The sequence below is a fragment of the Paenibacillus glucanolyticus genome (assembly GCF_037333485.1).
GTDB classification, from domain to species: domain Bacteria; phylum Bacillota; class Bacilli; order Paenibacillales; family Paenibacillaceae; genus Paenibacillus_AQ; species Paenibacillus_AQ glucanolyticus.
In genome coordinates this window covers 3775891-3799616 of record NZ_CP147845.1, presented here as the reverse complement: position 1 = coordinate 3799616, position 23726 = coordinate 3775891, and the positions used below count along the sequence as shown (strand labels likewise).

The following is a 23726-nucleotide window of genomic DNA, read 5'->3' as shown; positions in this document are numbered from 1 at the left end:
CCACTTGATCCGAAGATGTCTTTTATGATGCGAGTATGGTACGATCATACTGATTTTATCCAGTAACGATGAGGTGGCTCATGAGTAACGAACAATGGAAGCAGGCTGAAACCGCATTATCTCGAATGGAGGTTATTAAAAGCGGAGACAATGATCCTGTGACGATTGAAGGAGAATCGGACGATCTGCGCTGTATCGGAATAGGTACAGATGCCGCTGTATTTGTCTACGAACCCTTGCCTTCTTACGCATACAAATTGTATGCAAGTCAGGCGCTTCCCAAGAAGGAAGCGGAGATTGAAGTTTATCATAAGCTTACGGGCAGCCCCTATTTTCCGGTGTTTTATGGAGCAGGTGAGCGCTATGTCGTGATTAGCCATGAATCGGGGTTAACCCTGTATGACTGTTTGCTCTATGGTGTATCTATCCCTAAGCAGGCAATTGATGACGTCGAAGCAGCTCGAGCTTTTGTCCGGGACAAAGGTCTTAACCCACGCGATATTCACTTAAAGAATGTATTGCTGCAGGAGGGGAGAGGCAAAGTGCTCGACGTGTCAGAGTATATTCAGGACGGGAACGACAAGAGGTGGGAGCATCTCGTATGGGCGTACGACAATGTCTACCCGCTGCTGGAGGGCAAGAAGCTGCCGCTTTGGGTACTGGAGGCTGTAAAAAACGGATATTACCGTCTGGATCCATCCAGCGTAAATATGCAGGAATTTGCGGATCGAATTGGCAGATTGTTTTTCAGAAAATAACCATGCTAATTCTTATTGTTCATATGGAAACAAACGAATGGGGAGTCGTGTATTTAACGGCTCCCATTCATTTTCTACTAAAGCCATTTAGATGAAGATCATATATTTTGCATATATTTTAAGAAAGTATAGGTTTGATATTCAGTAACCCTAAATCAACGGATGTCTCGATATAACCAATGATCTGATCAAGCGTAAAGACCTGAAGGCTTTCGTTTAAAACTTCTATATCGTACTCCATATCGCCTAATACATAGGGAATGAATTCTTCCACATCACTCGACTTGACTTCTTCCAAATCAAGTATGGCAGAAGGATACCGGAGTATGCTGCCCAATATATCAGTAAAACCGTAATATTCTAATAATTTTCCATTCAGCACATGAAAATCATGATGGTATAAACGATATAATTCCGTATTGGCTTCCATTCGGTTTCTCAACCAGGGGAGATTAAAGCCCTTCAGCCAGATATCATCCGCAATTAAATGTGTAAAATATCCGAGTATATAGGGGCTGTCTGCTTGCGAGCGATATTTATGCAGAAACCCTTTATAATCAATGTGTCTTGAATGATCCAGTACCTCACCTCGAAAGAAATGCGACAAGTCTTTGGGTGAGACGGCGTCCGGAGCAACGCTTCCAAGTAAGAATGCTGTTCTCTCTCCTATCGAAAGGATATCTGCCATTCGATTAGCAATGATCAAGTGCATGATTCTCGAACCCATAGCACTCTCACCCTTTCACAATCTTTTTACTGTGCGGCTCTCTTAGCTAGGACATCCGAGCGTTGAAGATACAAGTTAGAACATACTCCAATCGAGCTCTCGGGAGATCGTCTGCAGCAGGTGGACACCGGCGTAGCTGTTGCCCTTATCGTTAAGTGCCGGGCCTACAACGCCAATGCCATAACGTTCTGGAACCAGGGTTAATATACCGCCCGAGACACCGCTCTTGGCCGGCAATCCGACCTGGATGGCAAACTCCCCGGATGCGTTGTACATTCCGCACGTTGTCATGAACGTCTTGGCGATTTGGACGTATCTTCGAGGGATTAGTTGCTTGCCCGTCAGCGGATCCGTACCATTGGAAGCCAGCACCAACGCCATTCTGGCCAAATCGGCGCAATCGACAACAATCGAGCAGTGACGAAAGTACACATCCAGCACCTCTTCAACATCCCCACTGAGAACCCCGTTCTCCTTCAAGAAAAATGAGATGGAACGGTTCAGATTGCCGGTATCCGATTCCGAACGGTATACCCCCATGTCATAGTCCAGGCGGTCGTTTCCCGCAAGGTCCTTAAAAAAATGAAGGATCCTCTCGGATTTCTCCTCCGGACTGCTTCCGCGGATCAAGGAAGAAACCGTAATCGCACCCGCGTTAATCATCGGATTGAATGGAATGCCTGGTCTCACTAACTCCAGCTTCAGCATGGAATTGAAGTTATCTCCTGTCGGCTCCATGCCGACCTTGCTGAACACTTCATCTTCGCCATTGTCCATCAGAGCCAATATCAGCGTAAACACTTTGGAGATGCTCTGCATCGTAAAGCGCAGCCCGCAATCTCCAGCGGAGGCGGATTCTCCAGTTGCACTCAACAGGGTAATGCCTAAGGCGTTATGGGGAGCTTTAGACAGCTCCGGGATATAGGAGGCGACGTTGCCTCTCGTAGCACAGGGCAAGCTTGTCTCCAGCCAGCGGGGCAGCTGCTGCCGGATGGATTTCATTTCGGGCGATGCCATAAAGTAAGCTCCTTCCTGGAATTCAGAATCAAACCAACTTGTTTCTAACGCTCATTTTTCGGAGCTCGTGCAATCATCACCCGATTCACAGCTGTTCAGGATTAGTCGAGATTATTCTATCCGATCGATTCATCATTCATCAACTGTTTTATTATTCGATTTTCAATGTGGAACATTATGATAAAATGAGACTTAGAAAGAAGAGGTGTTTAATGACATTAGTGACGATGAAACAAACGGATTTTGATACGCTGAGTGACGAGAGATTGGGATGGGCTTGTGTGGAGAGGACGCTTGCAGGGATTCGCGGTAAAGATGCGGCTGTCAAAGCGCAGGCGATTACAAGTCTGAATCAGAGTCAGCAGGCACTGTGCATGTTCAGGGTGTTTTATGATCATGCCAAGGATTCGGCAAGTATGTATTATTCATGGATAGCTTATCATTGATCGTAGAAGAGTAACGCTGATGTTAGGCATACAGAATTCATATAACGCTGCAACCCGCATAGAACCATACCCTGTGCGGGTTTTTTCGTTTGGTCTGAAGCCTTATATCGTTGAAAGTGTTTGCCCTCACTTTGTTAAGCTTTATGTAAGGTTCGTATAAATATAGTGTAAGGTTCGCCATCTATAATTACATCTGTGCTTAACAATCCACGACTTGAAGGAGAACGTTAGATGACAACTATTTTACAAGCCAAACATGTAGGAAAAACATTCGGATTAAAAGGAAATCAATATACAGCATTGCAGGATATTAATCTTGAGATTCAAGAAGGCGAGTTTGTTGGCATTATGGGTCCTTCCGGGGCAGGCAAATCGACGCTGCTGAATATTTTTTCAACCATTGATACGCCGTCAGCGGGCGAGATCACGATTGCCGGTCAGAATATCGTGACGATGAACGAAGAGCAGCTATCGGATTTTCGCCGGAATAAACTCGGATTTATCTTTCAGGATTATAACTTGCTGGATACACTCACGGTCAAAGAAAATATATTGCTGCCCTTGGCCTTGTCCAAGGTACCCGCAGCCGAGATTGAACGGAGGGTGAACGAAATCGCCGATACGTTCGGCATTCGCGAGATATTAAATAAGTACCCGTACCATATATCAGGCGGTCAGAAGCAGCGAACCGCAGCTTCGCGCGCCATCGTTGCAAATCCTAGCTTAATATTGGCAGACGAACCGACAGGGGCGCTTGATTCCAAATCGGCAACGAGCTTGCTGCAAAGCTTAAGCAAGCTTAATGAGCTTCATCATTCCACGATCATGATGGTCACTCATGATGCTTATGCGGCAAGCTACTGCAAACGCGTCATTTTCATTAAGGACGGTCAATTGTATCAGGAACTTCATAAAGAGAATCCACTGCGCAAAGTGTTTTTTGAACAGATTCTGGAGGTACTGGCTGAACTCGGGGGTGAGCATGATGACACTGTTTAGCATCGCGAGAAAAAACATCCGCAAGAACTTCACCCATTATTTTCTGTACTTCGCATCTATGATCTTTAGTATAGTCATCTACTTCACATTTGTTTCATTAAAATACGACCATACGATTCAATCCGCATCGGAGGCCTCCACGAAAATCAGCTCAGCCTTTAGCGCAGCCGCAGTGGTGCTTATTATTTTCGTGGCCATCTTTATCTGGTATTCGAACTCATTCTTTACGCGCAAGCGCAAGAAGGAAGTAGGGCTGTATTCTTTGCTCGGTGTGCGCAAGAAACAGATCGGGCGCATGTTATTTTATGAAAATTTTCTGATGGGTGCTCTGGCGTTATTAATAGGAATTGCACTTGGTTCCGTGCTCGCTAGGTTCTTCGTATCACTCTTGATGAAGATAATGGGTTTCGATGCGGTTTCGAATTTCTCGATCTCGCCTGCCGCGATCCTCAACACAGCCATTGTGTTCATGATCATAACCCTCATTACTTCACTGCAAGGTTACCGCTTGATTTACCGCTTCAAGTTAATTGAATTGTTTCATGCGGATCAGCAGGGGGAGCAAGAACCGAAAGCGTCATGGATCACGGCATTGCTGTCTCTGGTGTTAATCGGTACCGGATACTGGCTTGCCCTGCAGAACCTGCTGCAATCCAGCGTATGGGCTAAACTCGGATACATGCTCACCCCGCTCGTGATTCTGGTCACGGTCATTATTGGAACGTATTTCTTGTTCAGTACCTTGACCGTTACGCTGTTGAGACTATCCAGAAGAAATAAGAAGCGGTACTGGAACGGGATGAATATCATCGGCATATCCCAGCTTCTATACCGGATTAAAGGCAATGCACGTACGCTTACGATTATAGCGGTGCTCAGTGCTACAACACTGACTGCTGTAGGAACGGCCTACAGCTTCTATTACAGCAATGCAAGCAACGCGCTGCAAGCGAACCCAAACAGCATGATGTTTATCAGTGGGGACAACAGTACAACGAAGCGGGTTGACGAGATGATATCTTCGTCCCCGGACCATAAGCTGTTGTATCACACTACCGTTCCGGTCATTGAAGTGGATGCGGATGTCAGCGGTCTTGGTGATCTGTTTGCTGGTGATATGCAGACATATACCGTGATTTCTAACCGTGATTTTAATGAGCTCGCGAAATTGCAGGGCAGTGAAGACACCATCGAATTAAAGGGGAATGAGGCTGCTGCACTGGACCCTGTTTATTATGAAGGCATCTCACCCAAGTATGTGGGAGCGGAAGTTCAACTTGAGCAGAACAAGCTCCGGGAGAATATAACCTTTACGGAATTGAAGAAATACAGTGTGCTGAATCCGGCGACCGTCTATTCCAGCATTGTTGTAAGTGATGAGCTGTTCTCCCAATTGGAACGGCAGACCCAATCCATTCAGTTAGAAGCTTACGGGATCACGAATCAGGATAAAGCGAAGCAGTTGACGGCGGGTATCGAGGCGATATTGCCGGATAGCGCATCACTGTCCAGCTATTATCGCGATTATGCCAGAGGCATGGAGTCTACGGGACTGTTGATTTTTATGGGAGGATTCCTTGGACTCGTCTTCTTGACGGCGACGGGCAGCATCATTTACTTCAAGCAGTTAACGGAAGCGAATTCGGATAAGGCGAGGTATCAGATTCTGAACAAAATCGGAGTGCATAAACGAGAGGTCAGAAAAACGATTGCCCAGCAGGTGATGTTTATTTTTGCTCTGCCGCTGATAGCCGGCATAACCCACTGTGCTGTCGCGCTGTCCGCATTGTCCAAGCTGCTCCATATGAATATTGTGATTCCGGTTGTGATTTGCATGGGCGTGTATACGTGTATTTATCTGGTCTACTACGTTATCACTGTGAATGCCTACTATAAAATCGTAACCAAAAATAAATAAACTTAAATTGCAGAGGAGAATAACCATGAAAAAAGTGATGATTTTCGGAGGCATTTTAGCAGCACTTCTCATTGGATTTATCATTTTTATTCAAAATGTGAACATCAACCGTCTGGGTACGGACCAATATTATGTGCAAATCCAAGAGGGCACCCGAGTGGAAGATAAGTCAGATGATGGTAAGAAGTATATTTATTATGAATATACCCTGGAAGGATTCGATAAAGAGGGAGCAGCCAAAACGCTAACCTTTACGGCGCAAAAAGAGCTCCGCAAGGAAGCTTATCTGCGAGTGTATGTTAAAAAATCGGGTGTTGGCTCCTATCAGGAAGTACAGGCTAACGAGCTGCCGGAACAAGCCAGGGCAAAGCTTGAAATGTTAGAGAAATAAGACCGTAAAGAATTCAAAACTCAGAGGAGAGAATCATATGAACCCATCCAGAGAAGCTATATCAACCTTATTCAAAAAAACAGTTTTCAGCTCGCTTGCACTGATCTTGACAGCATGCCCGCTCATCAATGCGGGCAGCGCTGCGGCGGGCGCAGCGCTTGTTCCGACGATTTCACAGCGTGCAGCGAATGTGGAGGCTCAAGCGCCTGTTCAATACCAAATTCAAGCCCGGTTGAATGAGAAGAAGATGACGATGCAGGGGAGTGAATGGATTACTTATCGGAACACAAGCAAAGATACTTTGAAGCAATTGGTTTTTCATACTTATGCCGATGCCAACCGCTCGAAGTCTACTCAGACAACCATGTTCAAGCGATCCAATGAAGAAATCAGCAGTAACAACCCGGACAAGAAGCCGGAAGACTTTCTTGGTGGCATTGATATTGAAGGAGTGACGGCAAACGGCCAAACTCTTGAGTTCAGGAACAAAGACCAGGCCCTGATGGTGCAATTAGAACATCCCATTCAGCCGGGAGAATCGGTCTCGGTTCAGATTGACTTCAATCTGAAAATACCTTACGGTTCACAGCGCTTATCGTATTATAAAGATATCATTAACGGAGCCCACGGGTTCCCGGTCATGTCTGTCTATGACGAGGACAAGCATCAGTGGAATACAGCTCCTTACAGCCGTACATTCGAGACGGATTATTACACCTCGGCAGACTATGAGGTTTCGCTAAACGTTCCCGACGATTATCAGGTAGCGATGCCCGGCACGATCTCGGTACGAAATGATGTGGTGAACGGACGCAAAGTGGTGTCCACTGAGGCCCGGAATACAAGAGAGTTCGTATTTTTTGCCAGTCCGAATTTCAAAGTTGACAGTGTTACCCGTGATGGTCTTACGGTGGAATATTATTATTTTGACAACCAGCCAGGGAAGAATAAGCTTGTTGAACGATACATGGATGAGGCATTCAAAGCCATTGATTTTTTCAGTGATAAATACGGTGTTTATCCCTACCCTGAGTTTCGGATTGTCGAATCGTACGTGGAGGGTGTGGCAGTCGAGTACGCACGGGTGATTCAAATGGGGCAGATCAAACGTAATGCCGATCCCGCACAAGACACCGTCTTCGTTCATGAAATCGCACATCAATGGTTCCATGCGTTGATCGGAAATGATTCCGAGACCGAATCCTTCCTGGATGAAGGATTTGCGGACTTTTCCAAGGTATATTTCGCCGAGAAGCAGGGAGATAAGATGAATGGCTTTAAATCCATTCAATTTGACGACTCCTCCATCGATCGGGCCATAGCGTCAACCAATGAAGAGGTGGGGGACTGGGCCAGTCCAGTTTATTATGATAAAGGCCGTCAAGCGATATATCAATTGTACCGAACCGTCGGAGAAGCGAAGTTTGATGAATTTATGAGAGAATATTTCACGCGCTATGTGTATCAGAATGCTACAATGGACGGACTGCTTCAAACCATTGAAGATGTGCTTGGCGAAGAAGCGCGTAATGAAATGAGAACGGCCCTGTATGAACCGAATTTTAAACTGAAGACCGAATATCAAATGTCGGATAAGGAGAAATCTGCATATCTGCACGATCAGTTCCAACTGTTGTATCAATCATCCTTAACCCAGATTCCGGGTTTGGCTTACGAGACCATGAGCCGCGTGATCGACAAAGCGCTTCATGGTGAAGCGTTAACCATTGTTCTCAGCGATCAAGCAAACAAGTCAGCAAGCAAGCAGCAGGAAGATATGGTAAACCAATTGACGATGTTTCTGGATTTAAGCGGAGTCGACTATGACGTAATCAGGGATCGTCAGATGCTGAAGAGGAAAATGAAGAAAGAACTGGGGACCAGCAACCTGATTGTGATCGGCAATGAGAAGACAAACGGTTTTGTGCAGGCTTTAAGATCCAGCATCATCGAACGGGCCAACAAAATAGGGTTTGCATGGAAAGCGAATATGAATCAACCTTCAGCCGCCGGTGCCTACATTATCAAACATCCATATAATCAGAATCGCTTGATGCTGCACTTCTTCTGGAATGGAGATCAGGTAGCCGACGGAGGATTTGAATCTTACCTGATGAAGATGCAGGAATCCATCGGATTCACGAGTGCTTATTATCAGTATTACGTGTTGGACAAGACGGGCAAGGTGATGTCGGATAAAAAAGTGGAGAACCCTCTTTCCCAATTTTTCGCGGAGGAGTAAGCCGGAGGTTCGGGATCGAATTCTTGGAGCCGCCGCTTGGGTATAGCGGCTTTTAAGGTGGGAAAGATGTTGTTTATAGCAGGGGGTGAACGAAATGGGATTTGATCAGAAGGTACTGATCGTTGATGATGAAGCCGATATTGTCAGACTGCTTCAGACTGTCTTGGTCAAGGAAGGCATAGATCAGGTATATACAGCAGCTACTGCGGAAGCGGCGTGGGATGAGTTCCAGAGATGCCAGCCCGACATCGTCATTTTGGATATCATGCTTCCGGACGGAGAAGGTTACGAGGTATGCAAGAAAATCCGTGCTGTCTCCAATGTCCCCATATTTTTCTTATCGGCCAAGGCGGAGGAGATTGATAAAATCTTGGGTTTTGCCATCGGTGGCGACGATTATATCACCAAACCGTTTAGTCCTAAGGAAGTGGCTTATCGGATTAAGGCACGTTTCCGAAGGGCTGATCCTGTTCAACTGGAGGATAAGGCTAATCGTCTCATTAAAGTAGGCCCTTTTGAGTTAGATGAGGAGAAGGTGGAGCTGAAGAAGAATGGCAAGGTCATTCCGCTTAAACCGAAGGAGCTGGGATTGTTGACACTGCTGCTTAAACATCCGGGTCAGATCATCAGTAAGGAAAGCCTGTATGATCAGGTATGGGGTGAGGAATTCTTCGGATTTGATAATACGGTCATGGTTCACGTAAGGAGGCTGCGGGAGAAAATAGAAGATGATCCTTCAGCACCCCGATATTTGCTGACGGTAAAGGGTCTCGGATATAAGCTTGTCGCAGAGGATGAATAGGGTATGAAATGGAGGTTGACCGGCAGGTATCTGTTCTCCGTTGTTCTGATTGTCGTTATCGTCATTATTATGAATATCATGGTGGTACTCGGGTTATTTGTCTTGCAGGCGATGAACGAGGATTTCTCGCTAGCTGAGAGTGAAACCTCTGCAGAGGCAATAGCCCGATCCTTTAAGGAATATATCCTTATAGCAGAATCAGGTCCGTCAGTTACCGAAAGAGGCAAGGAGATACTTCGGGATAATCAGGCGTGGGTACAAATATTAGATGAGAACGGCAGGGAAATCTATCGGTATCTCGCACCCGAAGCGGCCAGAACAAAATATACCCCCATCGATATCGTGCAGATCTATAAGTATGTCGAGAAGGAAGTTCTCTCCACCGTCTTCATTGGCGAGAAAAAAGTGCCGAACCATCGATACAGCTACTTGGTAGGTTTCACGACTCCATACCTGGAGCGGCAAGTATTAACCTTCGATTCCCGTAATCTAGGACAGGTGCTGAAGGTGTTTAGCCTGACAATCATCGCGGTTGATGGAATTATCGCCTTATGCATCGCCTATATTTTTAGCAAGCGGTTGACCAAACCACTGCATATTCTGATAGACAGCATCAAGAGCCTGGCTAACAAGAATTACAACGTCTACCATAGACCTAAAGGGGTATACAAGGACGTCTTCTCCAACATCAATCATCTGTCTCAGGAACTGAAATCAAGCGAAATGGAAAGAAAGAAATTGGATGCTATGAAGGAAGAATGGATTGGTAATATCTCGCATGATATCAAAACACCTCTCGCTTCGATACAAGGGTATGCCGAGATGATGAAGGATCCGGAGTATCAGTTCTCCGTCGATGAGATGAGGGATTACGCCGAGATCATTGAACGCAAATCCATCTACTTGAAAGACGTCATTGAGGATTTGAATCTGTCCACGCGATTAAAGAATAGGGAGCTGACGTTGAACAAAAACAATATCAATATCGTGCGTCTGGTTCGAAATGTTGTAATTGATACACTCAATGATGCTCGATATTCCAATCGAACCATCGATTTTCAGTGCAGTGACGAGTTCATATCCATCGAGGTTGATGGTATTCTGATTCGCAGAGCCATAAGCAACCTGATCTACAATGCTATCGTCCACAATGAAGAACATATCGTCATTAAGGTCCGGGTGGAGAAGAATGGGCTTCATACCCTGATCCGTGTTGAAGACAATGGGAAGGGCATTAAGCAGGAGGAGCTTGGGCGAATATTCGATCGGTATTTCCGGGGAACGAATACAGGTGAATTGCACAAAGGATCAGGCCTCGGCATGGCGATAACGCATGATATTATTATTGCGCATGGAGGAGATATCCAGGTCAAGAGTGAGGTCGGTCAAGGCACCACGATTGAAATCCGGCTATAGGATTAATTAAATGCAAGCGGGTTATCCTAACAACAAGGATAGGCAGCGAATCGCGAAGCGAGCGCAAAGAGCGCTGGTAAAGGATTCATGAACGGCATATTAACTAACCGCGAGAAATCGCGGTATTTTTGTGTTGGTGAACTTAAGGAATTTTTAATATTTTTCACACTTTTTCTTAACAAATGGTCTCTAATCTCTAATCAATGGGAGGAACAGACAGCAGAGGGAGATAGAAATTAAGAGGCTTCACAACTGGTTGATCTTTCGTGAGGGCAAATAACATTGGGTATTGTCAAACTGTACGACTTAGACCAGAATTATAATGGTATTAGCTTTATGATGGAGGCGTTGAAGTTAGCAGCACACTATGCTTGTTATGGTTTGAGTTAATAAATACGTATTGAACGTCAGGTCAGGAGAAATAAGAAAATGAATAAGAAGATATTGATCGTTGAAGACGATATTCACATTTCCAATATCATTAAAATGAATCTCAACATCGTGAACTATGCGACCACGGAGGTATATGATGGATTGGCGGCGCTGGAGGCAATAGAACGTGAGACGTTTGATCTCATTCTGTTAGACGTTATGATTCCCAAGATAGATGGTTTTGAATTGATTTCAAAAATCCAACGCCATCGTATACCCGTTATTTTCCTTACCGCAAAAAACTCGGTATACGACAAAGTCACCGGACTCAAATTAGGGGCGGATGATTACATGGTCAAGCCTTTTGAGGCGATCGAGCTCTTGGCCCGTATTGAAACTGTGCTACGCAGATACGGCAAAGAAGAATCCATGATGCAATTTCAAGACGTTCAAGTCAACATGGACAAAAGGGAAGTGACCATCCATAGCCAACCCGTAGAGCTGACACCGAAGGAATACGATTTGTTAGTTGTGTTGCTGAAAAATAAGAATATCGCCCTCTCACGAGAGCAATTTCTCGATAAAGTATGGGGCGGCGACTATTTCGGTGAAACAAGAACGGTCGATATGCATATCAAATCGCTGCGCAAAAAGCTTCATTTGCAGGAAAATATCAAAACCATATACAAAATCGGCTACCGGCTGGAGGATTGATCGATGAAGTTTTGGCATAAAATTTATTTGTCTTCGATTCTATCCTTCGTTTTTATCTTTAATGCTGCCTGTATCATGGTCATTGAGAGAAATCATAGCAAGATGCTGCAGCAGGAAATCAACAGCGGTATCAGCCAGAACATGAACATTCACTCTAGTGTCAACGCGATCGTTCCGACTCTTCGCATCTATGATTCCATTGATTACGAGAAAACCGTGTTAACGAATATTGCCAAAGAATTTGTCGAGAAAAACGTTGATCAGCACACATACATGGATATTATGAATGACAAGGGGCAGTCTATCTTCAGCAATACGGACTTTAAGATGCCATCGCAGCGCGAGGAATTGGACAAACTGGCCGCGGATGAAATCAAATATATTTTGAGGGATATCGACGGACGTACTTTATTGTTTACAACGAATATTACGGATATCAATCATAAAAATTATGTGTTCACCTATATCAAAGACATTTCTCTTGTGTATCAGGAGCGCCTGGCTCAGTATAGCTTTTTCATTAGAGTGGATATGGCCGCAGTTTTACTCTATATGATTATTATGTTTTTCATAAGCAGAGGACTGACAAAACCGATCAAACAACTTAACCAAACGGCTCAAATCATTGCAAAAGGAAATTTTTCGGAACGTGTGCAGCTGAAATCAAAGGATGAGATTGGCGTTCTGGCACGTAATTTCAATGATATGGCCGCCGTTGTCGAGGATAAAATCAATGAGTTGGAGCTGCATAATCAAGAGAAGCAACGATTCATTAACAATTTTACTCATGAATTAAAAACACCGTTGACATCAATAATCGGATATGCGAATTTTCTTCGGATATCCAAGTACAACAAAGAGCAGCTTCTAGACGGACTGAATGTGATTTACTCCGAAGGAAAACGGTTGGAGTCACTTTCGTTGAAACTGATGGATTTGATCCTGCTTCAGGAGGATCAATATCAATTAGAAAAACATGATCTGGTAGCAATCATTGCTGAGATTAAATCTACGATGGAGTTGAAAGCTAGGGAGAAGCACGTTACGATTGCTATCGATTGCGAAAAAGGCAGTCTGTTGTTGGAAAAGGATTTGATAAAAATCGTGATCTTCAATCTCGTGGACAATGCACTCAAGGCATCTGCTGCAGAACAAATCATTACGATTCGTGCATACTGGCGCGGCAGTCGATACGTGCTGGAAGTCATCGACCAGGGTATCGGGATTCCCAAAGAGCATCAAGACAAAATCTTTGAACCGTTCTATGTGGCGGATAAAAGCAGAACGAGAGGAAACAATGGAGCGGGCTTAGGCCTTTCTATATGTCAAAGCATAGCTCGTATACATCATGCCATCTTTGAAGTGAGTAGTGAAGAGAATCAGGGTACGACATTCAGACTTATCTTCGATCAAGGAGAACGAGAAGGCGGGGGGATACAATGAACAAGCTCAGCTTTCTTATTATTTTCGCTGTGTTCATGATCTTAACGACGGGTTGCGGTGGATTCTATAACAGCATCGAGAAGGACAAGGTCATGGTTAAAAAAATAAGCAATGAGCGAGAAAGCAATGAAGTGAATTACGAAGGCGTGCTTTCACAAGAGGCCGTGAAAACATTAAGCATAAATGCGGTCAACAAGTATTTCAATGAACAATTAACGTTGAACCAAGTTCAATTTGAGCTAATGGCGGCAGATCAAAACAAGTTGAAAGAGCTGGTCGAACAAAACATTGCCTCGCGTGCATCTCAGAAGGATAGGGAGGATGCCAAAACAGAGTTGAATAATATTCCCGATGGCCTGTACTATGTTACGATGACCATAACTCCCACTCGCAAAAAAGGATACGATATCGTATTGAATGCAAGAGATGGCAATGTCCTGAAAATCTCTAATTTCCAGAAATCGGACTATCAAACAACAGTAGATATAAATAAAAATATACCTTCTTCTAAAATAACTGAAACCTCGGGCAAGTTTATTCAAGATAAGGAAGGTTACTCTTTATCAGATTTGAGTGCGGATTTTGGCTCGTTTAGCTCGGCAGATGAAGCAGAGATATATTACAGGAGTAAGAAAGACAATTCATTGAAATATCAAATTACAGTTAATTTAACCAGCATGAAAGTTACAGGCTTCAACAAAGATCTGATGGTAATGCTCAAGAATTATCCGAGATCGCCTGTCAACCTTCAAAACCAAGACTAGCTGCATAAAGCAGCTAGTCTTTTTTTGTGCGTGCGGACTATTTTCAACAATTACAACTTCATTACAACTCCATCTCACTTATCATATATCGCAGTTTTATACTGTCCATATAAGCGAAGTAGTGATAGAGAGGAGATTTAAAAAGTTGTTTAACCTACGGAGAAGTTTTAACCTTCCTCAGACAGCGCTCACCAATGTCAGACTATAAACAATGCTATATGACGGGGATTTGATGTAATCACAAGGACGGTTCTGAGGAAGACGCATCCGCAGATTGCTTCCAGCCATAGGGATCGTTGCTGCCTGCCTATATTTCTTGCATTGACAGGTACCGGGGGATCGACTGCATTTAGTGGAGATATCTGGTCAATTTTAACTTATGGTCCGCAAAGAACAGCGTTCATCTGTAACGAGATGGGCCCAGGCCTATGCTTCATATCTTGCTCAATCTATTCGTAATAGCGATAGATGAGCAAGGGCAGAAACTCACAATATTTTGGAATTTGAAAGGAAGTTTACCCTATGCCCAACTGGATTCGAAAATCGCTGACGGAAATTACTATAATCGGCAGGGTTCAGCGGTCTGATCCGCTCGTTTCATACAACAACATGGCAACACCGACTCCGTTATGGATGAAGAGCGACGTTCGATGTGCTGATTTGGACTATTCAGGGCAACAAGATGGGGTTGCATCTAGGATCACGCTGCCGGAGGAGGAATCATCCGATGGATGGGATTAATTTCGGTCGTCGTCTCCTTCGAGTCTTCCGTTCCGACGGATCATATGCCGCTTTGTTTTTGATTCCGAGCGTAGCGGGAGTGACCTTGTTTTTTTTCCTGCCATTTGGAATCGGCTTTTATTACTCGCTAGTGGATACGCCGATCGACGGTAAGCTCGTCGGTATCCGCAATTATATCGATCTGCTCAGCAACAATTCGTTCAAACGAGCGTTATGGAATTCGTTTTTATTCACCGCATTATGCGTACCGATCAATATGATGCTCTCCCTTCTGTTGGCAGGCTTGCTGAACGGCAAGGTGTACGGGCAGCGCTGGTTCCGCTTGTCGTTCATCTCGCCGCTCGTCATTCCGGTCGCTTCCGTTGTGCTGATCTGGCAAATTTTTTTCGAACGGAACGGGACGCTGAACGGCTGGCTGGAGGCTTGGTGGATGGAGCCGGTTGATTGGATGGACAGCGAGTCGGCAATGTTCATCGTCATCTTGATCTATATTTGGAAAAATGTCGGTTACAACATGCTGCTGTTTTTGGCGGGCCTGCAGAACATACCGGAGCATCTTTATGAAGCGGCCCGCATCGATGGAGCGGGGCGATGGCGCCAATGGCGCTCGATCACCATCGTTTATCTGACCCCGACGACCTTCTTCGTGTTCGTTATGTCCATCATTAACTCGTTTAAGGTATTCCGAGAAACGTATATGCTTGCAGGGCCTTATCCGCATCAAAGCCTGTACATGCTCCAGCATTTTATGAACAACATGTTCCAGCAGCTAGATTATCAGAAAATGACTTCTGCGGCGTTTCTGATGGCAAGCACAATTGTTTTGATGGTTCTTGTTTTGTTTACCGTAGAACGCCGATTCAATCGGTGGTTATAAAAGGGCGACTCGATGCCTTGGAAGGAGAGTGGAGCCGAATGAAGTCAGGCGGAATTATGCTGCGCGGGAAATTTGGCAGCAAATTATATAAAGGAGTGTTAACCGCATTCCTGGCGCTGCTTGTCGTCGTCTTTGTTTTCCCAATCGTGATGACAACGATCCATTCCTTCAAAACGCCTAGTGAAATAAAAAGCGAGCTGAAGCCGATTATCAAGAGTTCCGATGAAGAGGAGCAAAACAATCAGCAGTCAATCGGGGAAGAGAACAAGTACGTCCAGCTTAAGCTGATCCCGTCAAAAGCGACGCTGAACGCTTACTACGACATTCTGTTAGCTCAGCCGCAGTTTTTGATGCTGTTCTGGAATTCCATGAGGCTGACGGCGCCGATTGTGGCCGGGCAGGTCATCCTATCGGTGCTAGCCGCATACGCCTTCTCCCAGCTCCGATTCCGCCTTAGGGAGCCGCTGTTTTTCGCTTATATTGTCGTCATGCTAATGCCGTTCCAGGTTACGCTTGTGCCGAACTATATTATGGCGAATTCACTTGGTTTGCTCAATTCGGAATGGTCGATTATTCTGCCGGGCATGTTCAACGCATTCGGGGTGTTTCTCATGCGGCAGTTCATGCAGGTTGTTCCCTACAGCTACATTGAAGCAGCCCACATGGACGGAGCCGGGCATTTGAGAATTCTGCTTACGATTGTGCTGCCCATGTGCCGATCCGGAATAGCCGCGCTTGCAGTTCTGGCCTTCATCGACAACTGGAACATGGTCGAACAGCCGCTTATTTTTCTGAAAGATGCCATTAAACAGCCCTTGTCCGTATATCTCGCTTATATCAGCGAGGACGATATAGGCCTCGCGTTCGCGGCATCAGTCATCTACATGCTGCCTGCGATTTTGCTTATGCTTCATGCGGAGAAGGAGCTTGTCGAGGGTGTACAGCTTTCAGGCGTTAAAGGATAGAAAGGAGAATCGATATGGAAGCTGCAGTTTTAACCGAAGAGAGATCCTCCGGCAAATCAAAAAAAAGAAAAACGGGTGGAATCATGGTCGCATTTATTTTAATGATGCTCGTGCTTACGTTATTTTCCAATACGATCCTTGAATACTCTCTACCCCGGGTTTCAGCTGCTAGCCCGACCTTCGGCAGCCTCATCTTCACCGTAAACGGCTCCGGCTCGGTTGAGGCGGCGGAAGAGGTCAAGGTGATATCCGAGAATGGCGCTTGGCCGGTGAAGAAAGTGGAGGTGGAGGTCGGAGACAAGGTCAAAAAGGGCCAGGTGATTGTCCGATTCGATACGTCGGATACGGAAGAGCAGATCGAGACGGAGCATCTGAACTACGAGAAACAGCAGATCACTCTAGAAAAGCTGCAGACCAGCTATAAGGAAGCGAAGCAGGCTGCGGATGACAAGCTGGCAGCCGGATTTGCCCGCGATATCGAGAGCGCCAAGCTCGATCTGGACGCCCAGAAGCGCAAAGTCGACCGCCTGAGAGAGGAAATCAGCAACTACGCGGTGCTGACCTCCTCGCAGGAAGGCGTTGTCTCCGAGGTTCTCGCCACAGTTGGCGCGCTTGTCTCTCCCGGGACTGCTGTTGTTAATCTCCAAGTAGCAACGACAAGCTTCGAGTTCAAAGCCGATGTAACCAATGAACAGGCGAAACGCTTGAAGGCTGGAGATCTCGTTAAAATTACGATTCCAAGTCTGGACGATGCCGAATTCGAGGTCAAAATCCAGTCCATTCAAACAAAAAAGCTCGACCAGCCGGAAGGCCCGCAGAACAACACTCCAGGCGGAGGCCTGCAGCAGACCGCGGATCAGAAGGAAATGGTCGCTGTTATTAAGGACAAGCGACTTGAAGGGGGTGAGGCCGGGGATTTCGAATGGACAAAAAAAGCAGGTTCAGAGGAGGATGGTAAAACACTCGTTCCAAACAGCGCAATTCGGGAGAGCAATGAAGATGGGAAATTTGTCTACCTCGTTTCCGAAAGAAAGGGCTCTCTCGGCAAGGAGTATTTCATTCGCAAGGTCAAGCTGACCGTTGAGGAGTCTGATGCGGAATACACCGTGGTCAAGGACGGGATCGGTCCGTCCGATAGGGTAGTCACTTCCAGCAATAAGCCGATTGAGGAAGGCAAGAGGGTGCTGGTATCCAACGGAGACGGAACGGAGTGAGGATAATGCGTTTAGCTACTTTTCTGGTGGCCATCGGCATGTTTCTGATGTGTTTCAGCAGCGTGTTCTCCGAAGCCGCCGTCATGGCATGGCAGCAGTCGGGCGGGACGATCGGCTCCGAGCGGATTAATCTGCAGGTGCAGGCAAGCTCTGTTCCGGGTCAAATCGGGATTGCCGGCTACACCGACCAAGAGGTGAATAAGCTGATCGAGTCCTGGAATGGAAAAGCGGCTTACTCCATAAAAGGAAGTTTCCCTTTGAAGGCGGATAACCGCCAGAAAGAGGTTAACACTGCCGGAATCGGCGGGGATTATAGCGACTTTACGTCCATCTTGCTGGATAGGGGCAGCATGATTTCAAAAGCGTCTATTGAACGCAGGGATCAGGTCGTTGTCATTAGCGACAGCCTGGCCGACTACCTGTTCGGCTCTGCGGATGTTTTGGGCAAAGAGCTTTTTATCCGAGACAAGAAGTTTCGAATCATTGGCATTTACCGTTCCGAAAATAACCTGATGGAATGGATGACCAAGGGTGTCAGGCCGGAGGCGCTGCTGCCGTCAACCGTATTTGCCGATTTAAGCCCGGAATCTCGGGTAGGAACCATTTTGCTTGAAGCGTCCGGGGATGCGCTGCTGAACGGGGAGGCGGAAGTCCATAAAGCGTTGATGGATAACAACCTGTCCGTTGAAACTTACAAAATTCGTATCGGCGAAAAAAGCTTAAGGCTGATTCAGCAGCTTCCGCGCTTGCTTCCGGCGCTGACGGGTATTCTCACTCTTGTACTAGGTCTGATGTGGATGCGGAGAATCGCCGGTGGCACATACAGCCGAATGAAGCTGGCGCTGCAGATCGGCGACTCCAACGAGGTAATGAAACGGGAAAGGTTTTATATGCTGAAGCAGATGCTGTCATTTTTTGCAATTGGCGTCAGCACAGCCGTGTTAGTGCTGCTTGCTCGATTTTCTTTTTTCATCCCTGCTGAGTATATTCCCGGCCGATGGATTGATCTGAGCTTTTTCAAAACAAAGCTCTTCCAGCATTGGCAGGAGCAACCCGCTTTATTCGGACATATGCTTCCCTATCAATTGATGGAGGACCGGCTTAATTCCTATATCCCGGTTGTGGCAGCAATCGGCTTGCTGCTTGGCTTACCCTTATTCCTGCTTGGAATTCGAGAATGGAGAATGATCGCCCTCCCCTCTTCAGATCGATTTATCCGTTTGTTTTACTGCATCGCTGCATGTTATTTGGTGGTGGGTCTAGCCCTGCTGCTGCTTGGCTTGCCACAGCTTATTTCGCCCGGCTTATGGGGTTCACTGTTCGGATTTAGTTTATTCATGGCAGCTTATAGGCAGCCGAATCGAGAGGATGATTATGTTGAGCATTAGATGGAAGATTGGCAAAAAAGGTATAGTCTTATGTATTCTGGCAAGTGCAGTTGCCTTATCGGCCTGCAGCTCGGGATCCAATACCCCGGCAGCGGGCTCTGCCAGCGGTTCTCAAAGCGCGGAGCAGGGTTCAGGCGAGAGCAGCTCGGGATCCAATGTCATTACCGTATCGGTCGTTACGTCCAACCGATTACTGGAGCTGGCGAAAGAGAAATATGAAGCGGCCAATCCCGGCGTTACGATTGAATTGAAACAATCCTACGAAACTCCCAAACCACAAGGCGGGGCTATGGCGCCCTCGCGTCCGGTCGGATACGATCCGGCTGCAGTGGAGAAGCATGTCACTACCGTCAATACGGAGCTGATGAACGGCAATGCTGCCGATCTTATTATGGTTGATTCGCTGGCGTATACCAAATACGCTGATAAAAATCTGCTGGTTGATTTGCAGTCTTATATGACAGAAGAAAAGGGTTTTAACGACGAAGATTATTACATGAACATTTTTGACGCGCTTAAATATAAGGATGGCTTGTATGCGATTGCTCCAAACGTCGTTCCGGATATATGGTTTGGGAATAAAAAACGGATTATTGACTTGGACCTTGATCCGAATTCATGGACCTGGGCTCAATTTTCCGAAAAGCTGGGAGAGCTTGCCAAGCAAGGCGAAGATCCAGTTGTACAATACGTTGTGCCTGAATATTTCACCAGTGAAAGAGTTGGTGAAAATATCGACAAGTTCATGAACCTGAACGAGAAAAAAGCCAGTTTTGACAGCCCTGAATTCATCGGTTTGCTGAACGAAATCAAATCCTATTACGACAACGGGATTCTTCAGGAACCTGAATCATACGGAACCAGATCGGGCAAAGCGGGCGAGAGTCTGAATTTGAAGGAAGCTTTCGTTAAATCCAAGCTGCAACGATTCGAGTCGCTTAACTTTGGGAAAATGCTGTTCGCCGACCCACAGGTGTTCATGCCGCCTATAGAGGACGGCGGCAAAGGTAATTCATTTCGAGTAGGCATGCTGCTTGCGATGAATGAAAAGTCGAATAATAAGGACAAGGCATGGGACTTCCTTAAATTTCTTCTATCGGAAGAGATGCAATCAGAGCAGGATTTGCAAGGTCTGCCGGTCAACAAAAAAACCGCCGAGACGCAAATCAGAGCGCTTGAGACAGCGGGAGAGAATAAGCTGTCAACGGAAGAAGTCGCAAAAGCGAAGGAGATTATACCTCAGTTGGCGCGTTATGGCGGAATCGAACCCAAAATCAACGACCTTGTGATGGAAGAAACAGTACTATTCTTTAAAGGCGAAAAAACTGCTGAGGACGTAGCCAAAACACTACAAAACAAAATTACACTGTACATGGAAGAATAATCATATTGGCCAATGACTTCAATGGGTCACGGGCAAGTCAACACCGGACGGCAATCTATTTAAACGAACAGGTTGATGAAACATGAAGCAGCCCACATCGTGCGCTGCTTCATGTTTCAAGAAGAGGGAAATCGAAAATTGATTTCATTCATTGTTTTCAACTGGAGGTATCTTTATGTACAAGCCAAGAAAGACGTATGTGGCCATTCTGTTTAGCGCTGCGGTATTAATTCCATTCACGGCCAATGGAGTTTACGGGGCATCCATGTCAGCTTCGTCCGTTTCCAAGTCTATTACAGCAGCGTCATTGTTCACGCTGGATGAACTCGCCCCGGTCAGTTTAAAGCGCAATGTCACCGTGAAACTGATGGATATGGACATTTTTGCACAGCCGAGTGGGAATATCCTCATATATACACTTCGTTACAGTAACAGTAGCGGAAGTAATGTGGATCTCATTGATTATTTCTCGGAGGTTACCACGACAGGCGGATCGACCATGCAAGGCAAACCTGTTTCGAGTGACTCAACCCCAAAGATAGTGCCTGCAAAGAGGAGCATATCCATAACGTACTATGTGAATATCGGCAAGTCCACAAAGACAAGCGGAGTGGAGGTGTCCCTATTCGGGTGGGATTTCAGCAGCAGTAATTACCAGAAAAGATTGGGGAGTTTTACGATCCCTAACCAATATTCATCCATCGTTCCAATAGGCCAAAGCAAGAAAATTTCCATGAATAACCTGCCTGTCCTGATCAGGGCGGAAAGTCTGCAGAAAATGGAATACAATGGGAAGGTATACATGAAGGTAGGGGTCAGTCTCACGAACGGGGGGACGAAGGTACTGGAAGATCTCGGTTATAAGGCATACTTGAAATCAGCTGGAGGTTCGGTATTTGAGCTCTTGCCAGATGAAACCAGCAGCCGTTACCAAATCAAGCCGCGGGAGAAGAGAATGATGTACTATTGGACGGAGATTCCTTCCTATGTGAAAACGGATCGTATGATCCTTCAATTTGCCCAGGAAGAGGCAGCCTTGAATATAAATCTCCCGGTCGGATCCTTCAAGCTTCCTGCGGCAGCCCCTGACAATCCTGTAGCCAAAGGCCAGGGCATTAAGATCATGATGGATCAGTTGCCTGTAATGACCAGGGCAGAGAGTTTACAGAGACTGAAACTGAATGGGAAGGTGTACCTGAAGGTAGGGGTTAATCTCTCTAACAGGGGGACGAAGGTGCTCGGTGATCCCGGTCATAAAGCATACCTGAGATCGGCAGGAGGTTCGGTATTCGAACTTTTGCCTGAGGATGAAGTTGATACGGAAGGTCTTTATAAGATACAGCCGCAACAAACGAAAACCATCTACTACGTGGCAGAGGTGCCCTCCAATCTGAGAACCGACAATATGATGCTGCAATATACCCGTCAAGACGAAGTCTTGAAGATGAATCTTCCAGTAAAAACCTTTAAGCTCCCGGCAGCAGCATCTTATGTTCCCGTAAACGAATATGGCGTCAAGAAAATTACGATCAACCATCATTCAATCGAAACACAGCTGAAAAACGCCTCGGTCTATACAGAGAACGATTCTGCAAAATGGAGTCTTCAATTCCGTATGAAAAACATCGGTGAAAAATCCATAACGATTCCCGCTTATGAGTTGTCCATCAATGCTTCCGAAGGGTACAGCATTCCAGTAAATAGCAAGGCACTTGCTAACCTTACCTTGAAGCCACTGGAGGAGAAGATCGTTGAATTAAGTGCCGATGTGCCCTTACATCTGAAACAAAATGCGCTGCAGCTGCAATTATCAGAACCTGCTGTGACGGATAAGATTATATTTCCTACTGCGTATTATAAAATTCCTTATGCCCAGGAAGGAAAAAACCATTTAGGATTAGAGAGCATTGTCGAGAACCAGTATGGCACGTTCGGGGTAAAGCTCAGTTCCTATCACCGGCTGCCATGGACGGATGAAGATCAAATTGCAGCTAAAATCAGAATTCGAAATACGACATCATCGTCTGTGCAACTGCCAGTCCTTAAAGCCCAGGTGAACGCGGGAATGCGGGATCTCAGCGGCACTACCCAAATCGTCGCTCCGAACGATATAACGGTACTTGCTCCTAATGAAACGGTGGAACTATATGTGCTGACCAAAGTCCCGTACTCTTACCATTTCAATCAGCTAAGGATTGTACTGCAGGAAAATACGGGAGAGGATGCTGTTAAATTTCTTACTTTGAATGCGAGCGCACTTGATTATGAAATGGCTCATGTTGCTGCAGGCGAGTCATATCAAATCGATACGATAGGCAGGAAAGCGGAAGTCCGCGAACGTCTAACGACCGTCTACCGTGACGGCAGCTCAAATCTGATATATACGGAATTGGCCATGACCAGCGCAGAAACACGTCAATCCAAGCCATCGCAGCTGGTGGCTTACTACAAAACAACTGAGAATCAATACTATGAAGCCGAAGTTACTCAATCGTCCAACTCAGTAAGCCCTGGCGGAAAAAATCTGGTCACCGTGTGGAGTGAAATTCCGCTGGATGTGAACACTTCACAGCTTGTCTTGCATATTGGGGAAGGCGTAGCCGACGGCAAGCTGACGGAACCAGGCAAGGAGTCAACGGGATCTATTAATACGATTGGATTAGCCCTTAGTCCTGGAATGATTCAGCCTGCGACAAATTTAAGGAATGTGGAATTGTTCCCGTATAACCTATCCATTACGAGAGCAGAGGGGACCCTTAGCGAAAGTAAGGTTGCTCTTGATTTTATTTACGACCTGACTCTAAATCGCGAATATAACGTGGGATCGTACGATCATAAACTTATCCTGGAGATGATAGACCCGCTAGGGAAAGCCATGGAAACATCATTAACGCTGGGAACCGACCTTACGATAGGCAACCATAAATCATATTCCATAACGTTCAACAATAGCTTCCACAAGGTGTTGAGCGGAGGGACGATTCGAATGAATCTCTACGATGAGTTCCAAGGCCGTAGAGTACTGCTGGGAAGCCAGTCGTATCCACTAATTGCGGAAGCAAATCAAGCCGATAACGATGGGGGGGAGGGACGATTCTAAAAGAGTTATAACATATGCCATAAAAAAATAGCCCCGCTGTTCAATAAG

Annotated in this window: 20 protein-coding genes; 18 read left to right on the top strand and 2 right to left on the bottom strand. The window is 45.9% G+C overall.

The window, feature by feature from the left end; genetic code table 11:
• Positions 1-80 precede the first annotated feature (80 nt).
• On the top strand, positions 81-758 hold the full coding sequence (locus WDY75_RS17815) for a serine/threonine protein kinase (RefSeq protein WP_036642739.1): 678 nt from the start codon (positions 81-83) through the stop codon (positions 756-758).
• A gap of 118 nt (positions 759-876) precedes the next feature.
• Here the strand turns inward: WDY75_RS17815 and WDY75_RS17810 are convergent, their stop codons facing one another.
• Both WDY75_RS17810 and glsA read right to left on the bottom strand, forming a co-directional pair.
• Positions 877-1485: a zinc dependent phospholipase C family protein gene (locus WDY75_RS17810; RefSeq protein WP_063479390.1), complete on the bottom strand. Its 609-nt coding sequence runs from the start codon at positions 1483-1485 to the stop codon at positions 877-879.
• 75 nt (positions 1486-1560) lie between these two features.
• Positions 1561-2502, bottom strand: a complete 942-nt coding sequence (gene glsA, locus WDY75_RS17805) for a glutaminase A (RefSeq protein ID WP_036642734.1) — start codon at positions 2500-2502, stop codon at positions 1561-1563.
• A 212-nt stretch (positions 2503-2714) separates the two neighbouring features.
• Between glsA and WDY75_RS17800 the strand changes: the two genes are divergently transcribed.
• The 17 genes from WDY75_RS17800 (at position 2715) to WDY75_RS17720 (ending at position 23678) form a co-directional block, all read left to right on the top strand.
• Entirely contained in the window at positions 2715-2948 is a 234-nt protein-coding gene (locus tag WDY75_RS17800) for a hypothetical protein (protein ID WP_063479391.1), read from the top strand.
• Between the two features lie 231 nt (positions 2949-3179).
• A complete protein-coding gene (locus tag WDY75_RS17795; RefSeq protein WP_006210004.1) occupies positions 3180-3947 on the top strand; it encodes an ABC transporter ATP-binding protein in 768 nt (255 codons plus the stop codon).
• A complete protein-coding gene (locus tag WDY75_RS17790; protein ID WP_063479392.1) occupies positions 3934-5865 on the top strand; it encodes an ABC transporter permease in 1932 nt (643 codons plus the stop codon). Before WDY75_RS17795 ends, WDY75_RS17790 begins: the two co-directional genes overlap by 14 nt.
• A 25-nt stretch (positions 5866-5890) precedes the next feature.
• Positions 5891-6256: a YxeA family protein gene (locus WDY75_RS17785; RefSeq protein ID WP_006210006.1), complete on the top strand. Its 366-nt coding sequence runs from the start codon at positions 5891-5893 to the stop codon at positions 6254-6256.
• Positions 6257-6293: 37 nt separating this feature from the next.
• Entirely contained in the window at positions 6294-8498 is a 2205-nt protein-coding gene (locus tag WDY75_RS17780) for a M1 family metallopeptidase (RefSeq protein WP_063479393.1), read from the top strand.
• 94 nt (positions 8499-8592) lie between these two features.
• Entirely contained in the window at positions 8593-9300 is a 708-nt protein-coding gene (locus WDY75_RS17775; RefSeq protein WP_063479394.1) for a response regulator transcription factor, read from the top strand.
• Between the two features lie 3 nt (positions 9301-9303).
• Positions 9304-10716, top strand: a complete 1413-nt coding sequence (locus WDY75_RS17770; RefSeq protein WP_063479395.1) for a sensor histidine kinase KdpD — start codon at positions 9304-9306, stop codon at positions 10714-10716.
• 429 nt (positions 10717-11145) lie between these two features.
• Positions 11146-11802, top strand: a complete 657-nt coding sequence (locus WDY75_RS17765; RefSeq protein ID WP_063479396.1) for a response regulator transcription factor — start codon at positions 11146-11148, stop codon at positions 11800-11802.
• 3 nt (positions 11803-11805) lie between these two features.
• The gene (locus WDY75_RS17760; protein WP_063479397.1) at positions 11806-13245 is read left to right on the top strand and encodes a sensor histidine kinase; all 1440 of its coding nucleotides are present in this window, start codon (positions 11806-11808) and stop codon (positions 13243-13245) included.
• On the top strand, positions 13242-14009 hold the full coding sequence (locus WDY75_RS17755) for a hypothetical protein (protein ID WP_036642722.1): 768 nt from the start codon (positions 13242-13244) through the stop codon (positions 14007-14009). Before WDY75_RS17760 ends, WDY75_RS17755 begins: the two co-directional genes overlap by 4 nt.
• 522 nt (positions 14010-14531) lie before the next feature.
• Complete coding sequence (locus tag WDY75_RS17750; protein ID WP_063479398.1) at positions 14532-14750, top strand: hypothetical protein; 219 nt, start codon at positions 14532-14534, stop codon at positions 14748-14750.
• The gene (locus WDY75_RS17745; RefSeq protein ID WP_063479399.1) at positions 14737-15627 is read left to right on the top strand and encodes a carbohydrate ABC transporter permease; all 891 of its coding nucleotides are present in this window, start codon (positions 14737-14739) and stop codon (positions 15625-15627) included. The genes WDY75_RS17750 and WDY75_RS17745 overlap by 14 nt, the downstream gene beginning before the upstream one ends.
• Before the next feature lie 38 nt (positions 15628-15665).
• Entirely contained in the window at positions 15666-16592 is a 927-nt protein-coding gene (locus tag WDY75_RS17740; protein ID WP_197477119.1) for a carbohydrate ABC transporter permease, read from the top strand.
• Positions 16593-16606: 14 nt separating this feature from the next.
• The gene (locus tag WDY75_RS17735) at positions 16607-17806 is read left to right on the top strand and encodes an efflux RND transporter periplasmic adaptor subunit (protein ID WP_228029966.1); all 1200 of its coding nucleotides are present in this window, start codon (positions 16607-16609) and stop codon (positions 17804-17806) included.
• Between the two features lie 5 nt (positions 17807-17811).
• On the top strand, positions 17812-19194 hold the full coding sequence (locus WDY75_RS17730) for an ABC transporter permease (protein ID WP_036642714.1): 1383 nt from the start codon (positions 17812-17814) through the stop codon (positions 19192-19194).
• On the top strand, positions 19181-20578 hold the full coding sequence (locus tag WDY75_RS17725) for an ABC transporter substrate-binding protein (RefSeq protein ID WP_036642713.1): 1398 nt from the start codon (positions 19181-19183) through the stop codon (positions 20576-20578). The genes WDY75_RS17730 and WDY75_RS17725 overlap by 14 nt, the downstream gene beginning before the upstream one ends.
• Before the next feature lie 175 nt (positions 20579-20753).
• Entirely contained in the window at positions 20754-23678 is a 2925-nt protein-coding gene (locus WDY75_RS17720) for a hypothetical protein (protein ID WP_063479400.1), read from the top strand.
• The last annotated feature ends 48 nt before the right edge of the window (positions 23679-23726 follow it).